Raw genomic sequence first — 8,822 nt, 5'->3', positions numbered from 1 at the left:
ACTACCAGATACGGCGCGAGGCGGGCGCGTTTCTGGAACCACAGATTGTCCCGGTTCCCCGAGGCACGTTCGAGAACTGGCTCAAGGGCACGAAAGAGCGGGTCAGCGCGCAGTCGAAAGTCCTTCGTATGAGCGAGGAACGGCAAATCGCAGACAGCGTTCTTACGTTCGCGGCCAGGCTGGAACATCGCTCGTGATGCACGGCTCGACGTACAAGTAGATCGGGAACAAGATGGTTTCTGGAACGTGCAGTGAAGCCGCGCAAACGAAATTCTCGCAAAAGAATTCAGCGCGGGGAAGAACCGCCGCTTAATTAGCGTCTTAGATATCGCTACATCGTTACAATCCTAGACCGACTGTAGACATATGTATGTCCCCCGCCAGCAACGCATGCTGGACCAGTATCTGCAGGAAATCGGACAAATTCCGCTCCTGACTCCGGCAGAAGAAGTTGATCTGGCGCGCCGCATCAAGCAGAACGACCAGGAGGCCCTGCACAAGCTCACGCGTGCGAATCTCCGATTTGTCGTCTCTGTCGCCAAGAAATATCAGGGCCAGGGGCTGACGCTCGCGGATCTGATCAATGAGGGCAACTACGGGTTGATCAAGGCTGCCCAGCGGTTTGATGAGACGCGTGGATTCAAGTTCATCTCATATGCCGTGTGGTGGATTCGTCAGGCAATCCTGCAGGCGCTGGCCGAGCAAAGTCGGGTCGTTCGCCTGCCGCTCAACCGTATCGGTACCATTTCCAAGATTCGGAAGACGAGCGCCAGGCTCGCGCAGGTGCACGAGCGCCAGCCGAATATCGAGGAGCTGGCGGATGAACTGGAAGTCGACGTCGAGAAAGTCCGGGAAGCGATGCAGCACACCGGGCGACATCTGTCGATGGACGCTCCGTTCAATGAAGACGACGACAACAGCCTCCTCGATGTACTCCCGAACGATGACGATCTCGCCCCGGATGAGACGCTCATGGATGAGTCGCTCAAGATTGACATCGAACGTGCGCTGAGCCTGCTACATCCACGGGAAGCGGAAATCACACGACTCTATTTTGGCATTGGTCGCGAGCATCCGCTGACGCTCGAGGAGATCGGCCAGCGATTTGGACTTACGCGAGAGCGCGTCCGGCAGATAAAGGAAAAGGCCCTCCGCAAGCTTCGCCAGAAGCACCGCCGAGAGGAGCTTCAGATGCATATCGGCTAGCACGAAACACGTGCTGTTGCAAGACGGGGTGCCGGCGATTGCCGGCACCCCTTTTTGTTTGGGCCGCGACGGCTAGTAGATGATGTTCTTGCTCTGCAAGAAGCTCGTCACCGGATGCAGTATGAGAGGACGCAGTCGGTAAATCGCGTGCTTCTTGACGTGGTAATCTCCATTCGCCTTTCTTTCAGCCAAAGGCACTTCCTCGATGAAGTAGCCGTTGAGCAACGACTCAAGAATCACCGTACTATCGGCTTCGCTCGTAGTGAATATCCGGGAGTGATCGGCCAGGGATAGTGTCTTGTGGAGGAAGAAGGCTTTCAACGTGAATGCGTGATCCAGGGTCAGGTCGTTCAGATAGTCAAACCGAAGAGGAGCGAGCGACCGGACGGTCAACGTGCTATTCTCCTCGTTGAATTCTGCACTTCGAATCCAGTAGAAGAGGGCGAGCATCACGTTCTGGCCGCTGGCCCGCCATAGTCTGTCGAAGTAATCCTCGCGAAGCAGACTCTGTAACTGCTCCGGTGTTTTCGCGCGCTTCAGGCGCTGCCGCATCAGCGCCGACGCGTCCGTGGGCTCCACAAACTGCAATGTCATCCCACTCCGACGGTGACGATTGATAATCAGTGACTCGATCATGTCCCTGTCGAATGGCGTCAGTTGATACGTATCGACAAAACCGACCGCCTTGCCCGCAGTCTTTGACAGGAACTGCCAGGTGTAGGAGCCGACCGTCCCCAGCCAGTACATGGATCGATCAGTCCGTGAGAGAAAGAGGATAACACGCTCGATGATGTTTACACCCTGGGCGGCTCGCAATACGAGGTGTTCCATGTTGTCGATGAAGCACACGTGGGGCGGCTGGGATCGCTTCGAGTGAATCAAATCCTCCTCAAGCTCTTCGAGCGTTATTTCAGGATTCTCGTAGCCCAGCCCGGTGGCAATCAGGACCGCGAATTCATCCGGGTGATAGATCCGCTCCTTCAGGCTTATGCGCGCAACTTCGTAATCCTTGAAGACCGTGTCCTGAAGCACATTCATCGTGCTCGTCCTGCCGCTCCCAAGTGGCGCCTGTACCAGAAGAACACCCAACTGATGCGAGTCCTTCCATCTCGTGAAGTGCTGTTTGACCGATACGAGATCTCGGGACCGACCCTCGAGCAAACTGGCTTCGTCCAGCGGGTCAAAGGAAAACAGCCGTCGATAGATCAGTGGCAGGCTTTCCTGAAGCGTGCTCACTCCGGACAGGGCGTCGATGGTATCGAATCGACCGGTATCACCTGAATCCAGGACGCCGACCGCCGACTGTCCGATCTTGATCAGGCTTGCAACGCGGCGACGACTGGCGGTCGCGATCCGAGTGACTGATGCCGCTATGATCTGCCAGCGCACGCGTGCCCGCCCGAGGTCCTTCTCAAAACGCCGCTCCAATTGGGAGCGAAAGCCCGCCCACTGTTCTTCTGCGGTGTCGGCTGTGTGAAGTCGTCGGTGGACGTCTATCCAGTCCTGTCGGAACTCCGCATTGACTGTCTTTACGAAGTCAGTCCAGGCGGGGTGCAAGGTCGTCGCGAGCTGTGCCAGCGTTGTGGAGGCCCGACTGAGTCCGTCAGTGACCAGCTTGCTGGAGGCGTCGATGGTCTCCTCGACAGTGAGCGGGGGCTTTTCGTCGGGATCCTGATTCTCCCGTCCCGCGGCTTTAACCTCGACCTTCTCTTCCAGAAACGCCTTCAGTTCATCGGTGGCGGCATCGATGTTGTACTGAACAATATGATGAACTTGCTCTGTCTCTGTCCAGACTCGTCGCACTGCTGCTCGCAATTGCTCCGCGGGTCGTCGCAAACGATCGGGAAGCGGGGGCTCAATAACGTCTAAGACCAGTGAGCTCACCTCGATCTGGATCGGTCTGCGGCTCTCTTTGGCGAGGTCTTCCTCCTGCAGGCTGTGCATCGTAACCAGTTCCGGCAGGCGTGCAGCAACGCGTGTGAGCTGATCCCATTCGGTCCGCCCCGGATCCGAGAGCGCCTGATCCGACGATACCAGGCCGGGCAGCTGATGGAATATGCCCTGCAGGAAGTCGACGAGCTGATTCCCGGATTTATCGAGGTGCTGTAACAGCCGCGGCGGACTCTTTTCCTTACGCGCCTCGGCGGCACGAACTCCTACGTCTGACCCCACCGCCTCGAAGCGTTGCATCATGTCTGCAAACGTCATGAGCACTTGCTCAACGGTCGCCCGTCCCACCCGAATCACAAGGCGTCGCTCGAGACCAACAAGCTCGTCCCGGAGTTTCATGAGGCCCAGGTAGTACCTGAAGCGCTGGTCGACCTCTCTATGCCACTCGTCCCACTTTGCCTGCGCCGAGGCTAACAACTGCACTCCTCGTGGCTGATCAAGCAGAGGTCGCTTCGACGTCGCCAGTAGTCCTGTGCCGCCCTTGCGGAGGTCTACGTCAAGGCTGGCAAACACTTCGCCGACAGGATCTGATTCCGCCGGTTCGGGAGGTACCGCGAGCGCAGACAGCTTCTCGAGTCCTTGCTGAAGGGAAGTGGCTTGTTGATGGAGGACGTCGAACAACGGAACTGGCGTGTCCTTTTCTTTTGATGGCTCCTCATCCTCTGTGGCAGGCGGGGCTGCGGATTTGCCGGTGTCATCCCTCTCCTTTACCGCGTCGCTCTCGGGCTGGGGAGGAGACGGAACGGCATCCCATGGCACCATGGATCCACGGGCTTCAGCGTCGGGCTCGACGTCTCGTTCGACCACGAGGACACCGTTTGTCCAGGCCCCAATCAGCCGTTCCAGAGTGCCTACGAGTTGAAAAAGCTGACGCTGGGCCGCACTGTGCTCCTCGATGAGCAAGTCTGGAAGGGATTGTCGCAAGTGATAGATAGCCAGATGTCTGGCCGGAATGACGCGACTTGTTGGCAGTCGCCGCCGTACCTCGCGTCTCAGCACTTTGTCGAGAAGGACCCTGGACCCGTGAAGGAAATCAGATCCCGACAACAGCATTCTGTGCGCCGCCTTGCGTAATTGGATCGTCGCAGAATCCTCCGTGCGCCTGTCGTAGAGTTCTTTTGGTTCCAGCAGGCGCGTGTTCTCGGGGAATCGGTCGGGCAGTGCCGTCAGGGCATCGACCATCTTCCAGAACCTCGCGGCGACGTCTGTTGGCGGCCGGTTGCGAGACGAAACGTCGAGAAGCGGTTGAAGGATGTCCTTCGTGAACGCGGACCGATACTCGGCCAGGACGCCGGGTGGAAGAGCGCCGGAATCGGGACGTTGGCCGGCCAACTTGTCCACGTGCATGCCGTGCTTGTTCGCGAGATCGTCAAGAGTCTTGCTCCACTGTTTGAACAGGTCCTCAATAGAGTCGCTCCAGTCGGCATGGCTACCGGCGGCCCGAATTCGAGCATCGTCGACAAGTTGCCGCAGCTGTTGCTCCGCATCGGACCACGGATTCACGTCGGCGGGTTCCGGGGTGAGGGCATGTTCAACTGATGTGGCCGGTGGGGAATCCGTTGTCCCGCCCGGAAGCGTCTCGCTCATTCACTCACCTCCACATCTTCGGACTCGATGTCTCTCGCACTCCCCGGGTAGAACTCAGTCAACATACCTTCCCGCAGATATTGAGACTTCGCTGTCTCCGTCACATCACTGGCGAAAGCACCCTCGTAGCGAGCGTCAAGCACGTAAGCTTTCACGATAATCTTGGATAGAAACGTCTCCTTGAATTCATCCTGCACGAATACGACGATCGGTTTCTTCAGAAAGACGAACTTCGAGTTTGCCGCCGCGTCGTACGCGATCTCCTTCGCGCGCCCCACGTCGACCCAGCCCGGCAGATACAAAGTGGTCACGACCTGGCAGTCGAGGGCTCCTGCATTTGCGTTCGCAACCTGACCGTCAACCACCTGCGTGTTGGGTACGGACACGAGATTGTCGTCGGGCGTGACAATGCGCGTAGACCGCAGTCCGATCGAGACAACCTCTCCATAGGTTCCCCCGACGCTCACACGGTCGCCCACCTGAAACGGCTGGTCAATGATAATCAGGATTCCGCCGAAGATGTTCTTGAGTACGTCCTGTGCTGCAAAGCCGATCGCAACACCCAGGGCGGCTCCCGCGGCTACGAGCCCGTCCCGGTCCACTTCGAAAATACCGGCCACCACGTAGTAAACGACAAGCAACCAGACCAGAATCCGGCTAATAGGAATCAGCTTCTTGAAGAACAGGCGACGCTTGGCACTGCGTTCGGCTGACGTCTCAAGAATCCATACCAGAAACTTGATCAGGAAGAAAGCGACCGAGATCACCACAACTGCCCAGAATGCGCGGAGGCCGAAGTTGGAAACGTCCTGGGCTGTTTCGCGAAGCTGCTCACGGGGTCGCAGTGACTGACTTGTGGTATCGGGCGTGCGTCGGGAAGTCGAGGAGGAAGGTTGTCGTTGGAGCGTTCGAACCGACGTTTCGAGCTTTGCCACCTGTCGCAGGAGCGAGTCAAGTCGTGAGGACACCGTAGCTACCGTATCCGGAGACGCGGCAGGTTGTAAGGCAGGGACCACGACCGGTTGTGCAGCCGCTACGGCGGCGGGCGGAACGATTTGCGCGACGATCGAGGAGTCGATGACTACCGAGTCCTGCGCAGCAACAGAGTCAGAAACCGCCGCCGGGACAGCGTCCGCCGGTAGATCACCCCGGCCGCATCCCGTCGCAACGGCAGCCACCGTGAACAATACGGCAAGGAGCCATCCGGACTTGCCGTTGGAGCCGTATCGTCTTGATCTGGACAAGACGCTCGAAATCAGGAAATTCGCCATTCGCAAGCGGTCTGGTGCAGGAGATGAGCGAAGAAAAAGCCGTGTCGCTACCCCGTATGGGAAATGTCCCGGGCCACTGATCAGGCAGGACCCGGCATTAAAGGAACACCATCAGCGGGCAATACTGCAAATCTTGGAAATGTTGTTCAGCCATACTCAACACTGAACGTGCCGGCTGCCGTAGCTTTGCGGATCCTGCAATGTCGGTGAGATAGTCTATCCGGCTCGTCAATCAATGGAAGATCAGCTACAGGAATCTACGGGAGAAGTGTTGTCGCTCTTCGAACAATTTGTCTCCGGCCCGCTCTTCGGCAAGGTAGTCGTCGCGGCAACGGGCGTCGTGATTATCTACGTAATCGGGCTGCTGGTTCGGCGCTGGCTCTCACGTTCAGTCCGCGATGACAAGTCACGTTATCGTTCGCGAAAACTAGTCTCCTTCGGGACTTTACTTTTCGCTCTAATATTCCTCTCGGTTGTCTACAGCGAACAACTAACCGGTCTGACTGTGGCACTCGGTGTAGCCAGCGCGGGCATCGCATTTGCTCTCCAGGAGGTCATCGTCAGTGTAGCCGGGTGGCTTGCCATTTCCTTCGGAGACATCTACAAGACCGGTGACCGGATCCGGATGGGCGGTGTGACCGGCGACGTTATCGACGTCAGCATCATTCGGACGACGCTGATGGAGCTGGGCGAGTGGGTTCGTGGAGATCTGTATACCGGGCGCGTCGTGCGAGTCGCAAACTCGTACGTATTCAAAGAGCCCATCTTCAATTACTCCGGTGACTTCCCCTTCCTGTGGGATGAGATCGCTATACCCATACGTCACGGAAGCGACCTGATACTGGCCCGAGAGGTCTTCTTGCGTGTGGCTGCAGATACGGTCGGTGAGTACAGTGAGGAAGCTGGACGTGTCTGGGCTCGCATGGTAGAGAAGTATCTCGTGGAACGGGCTCGAGTCGAACCGACGGTGTCTATCGAAGCTGATGAGAACTGGGTGACGATGACGATGCGGTATGTCGTCGACTACAAAAAGAGGCGGACCACGAAGGATCTGCTCTTCTCGGCGATACTCCTTGGGCTGGAAGGTACCAACGGCAAGGTCCAGATCGCATCGGCCAGTCAGGAAATCACGCTGATGCCGAGCCCGGGCACATCAGAGTAGTGGGGCCGGAAACGACCCTCGCTAGAAAGGAAGTGCTGATTGCACTCTGTAGTAGACCTCGTACCGACTATCTGAAAAGAGTGCCGACGCCGGCTGCGCAAATCCGACGGCATGGGTCAACTCGATCAGGTTTGCGATACGCAGTGCGTTCTTGATCTCCACCCCGGCGCCATACTGGGCAACGGCGTCACGCCCGTCCGGTCTCGACCACACGACGCCGGCATCAAAGAATGGCGAGAGCGTCGTAGAGCCCAGGCTGAGCAGTCCGAGGATTTCTGTGCGCAGACTCGGGACCAGCGGGATCCGATACTCAAGCGAGCCGAACAAGACATCGCTGCCGATGACCAGTCGTCTGTGCCCTCGAACGCGATCTGATTCGGACGAAATGAAACTGAGGAGGTCTCCCGCGTCGATGCGTATCGGGTCATACCTGGAAAGCCCGACGAAGTCTTGCGGCAGGCTCGTTCCGCGCTGGCCGCGGTAGCGTCCGTGCAGGAATAACCGATGTCGTTCCACGACCGGCACAACCGTGTATCCCGATGTCTCAAATCGAACATAACTCTGGTCGAAGTCGGCACCTGTGACAGCCAGCGTGACCCTCGATCTCAGTCCCCAGCCATCAAGCGGATGTGACTGGTTATCGCGAAACGGTCTCAGCTTCTTTCGTCGGATCGAAAATCTCAGACTTGACTGGCGTCCTTCTTGTGGAACCGGAAGGCCGTCCACCTGCGCGGCGAATGCCGATGCGTTCAGCGGCTCCACGGAGAGGTATCGGGCCCAGATCAAGGCCTGGGTCCGAGTGTAGGGACGGGGCCTCCAGTCCAGCGGCCATAGTGCGACCAGACTGATATCGGCACGGTCCTCGCGGAGAATGTCGGTGCCATACGGACGACTTACATCGGGGAAATGACTGACGCTGAAGGCCAGCGAGGGCTTCAATTGATTGTTGATGTACGATAAAGCGAAGAACGACTTGCTGATATCGGCAACGGAGAGACCTGCGGCAGCCCCGAGCACGTGTTTGCCGAGCGGTTCGATCCAGAGCGTACCCGCACCCACTCCCCAGTCCCCAGTCGAGTTGAAGTAAGGAAGACCGATCGACGCCACATGAGAGATATTCTTCCATGTGTTATAGTCGTGTCTCCTCTGAACTGTGTTTTCGAGTTTCGCAATGCGTGGCGGGATCGTCGCAGGTGGTGAGCGTTTTGTCCAGGATGCATACTCGGGTGGCACGCGCGTTTCGACTTCCGGTGTCGTTGCGGACGGATTCAGAGCATACACTCTGTCCTTCTCCTTCGTATGACTGACAATCGCGATCATCCGGTCCTGATGCCCGGATGTATCAGCCCCGATCCAGTCGGTGAGTGTTGCGCCAGTCGCAAGTTGAGTCACGCATCGAATCGAGCTGTCTGCAAGATTCACGGCGAATACGTTGGGCACGTCGTCTCGAAGCGATGTGAATCCAATGGCCGAGGCATCGGGGCTCCACACGGGTCCCCGGTCGTCGTGGTCTCCACTTGTGATGCGACGGACGTGTCCGGTCTCGATATCCAGCAGTTCGATCGCCCTGACCCCCTGATCATCATGGACGTAGTAGGCGATTGTGTCGTCCGTCGGGTGCCATCGAAGCTGACTGATTCGCCGGT

Annotated in this window: 6 protein-coding genes; 3 read left to right on the top strand and 3 right to left on the bottom strand. The window is 57.9% G+C overall.

What is annotated here, in order from left to right; all coding sequences use genetic code 11:
• Positions 1 to 197 (top strand): GH3 auxin-responsive promoter (locus tag HKN37_08560; GenBank protein NNE46697.1); only part of this gene is annotated, 197 nt, incomplete at its 5' end.
• A gap of 169 nt (positions 198 to 366) precedes the next feature.
• Positions 367 to 1,206 (top strand): RNA polymerase sigma factor RpoD/SigA, encoded by an 840-nt coding sequence (locus HKN37_08555; protein ID NNE46696.1) that lies wholly within the window; start codon positions 367 to 369, stop codon positions 1,204 to 1,206.
• A gap of 72 nt (positions 1,207 to 1,278) precedes the next feature.
• On the opposite strand, the gene HKN37_08550 is transcribed toward HKN37_08555, so the two are convergent.
• Complete coding sequence (locus HKN37_08550; protein NNE46695.1) at positions 1,279 to 4,743, bottom strand: hypothetical protein; 3,465 nt, start codon at positions 4,741 to 4,743, stop codon at positions 1,279 to 1,281.
• A complete protein-coding gene (locus HKN37_08545) occupies positions 4,740 to 6,014 on the bottom strand; it encodes a mechanosensitive ion channel (GenBank protein ID NNE46694.1) in 1,275 nt (424 codons plus the stop codon). Before HKN37_08545 ends, HKN37_08550 begins: the two co-directional genes overlap by 4 nt.
• Before the next feature lie 235 nt (positions 6,015 to 6,249).
• On the opposite strand from HKN37_08545, the gene HKN37_08540 reads away from it, so the two are divergent.
• On the top strand, positions 6,250 to 7,176 hold the full coding sequence (locus HKN37_08540) for a mechanosensitive ion channel (protein ID NNE46693.1): 927 nt from the start codon (positions 6,250 to 6,252) through the stop codon (positions 7,174 to 7,176).
• 21 nt (positions 7,177 to 7,197) lie between these two features.
• On the opposite strand, the gene HKN37_08535 is transcribed toward HKN37_08540, so the two are convergent.
• The coding region (locus tag HKN37_08535) for a BamA/TamA family outer membrane protein (protein NNE46692.1) at positions 7,198 to 8,822 on the bottom strand (1,625 nt) is incomplete at its 5' end.

The organism is Rhodothermales bacterium, assembly GCA_013002345.1.
GTDB lineage: Bacteria > Bacteroidota > Rhodothermia > Rhodothermales > JABDKH01 > JABDKH01.
The sequence above is the reverse complement of the archived record's forward strand: the minus strand, read 5'-3'. Positions and strand labels throughout refer to the sequence as shown.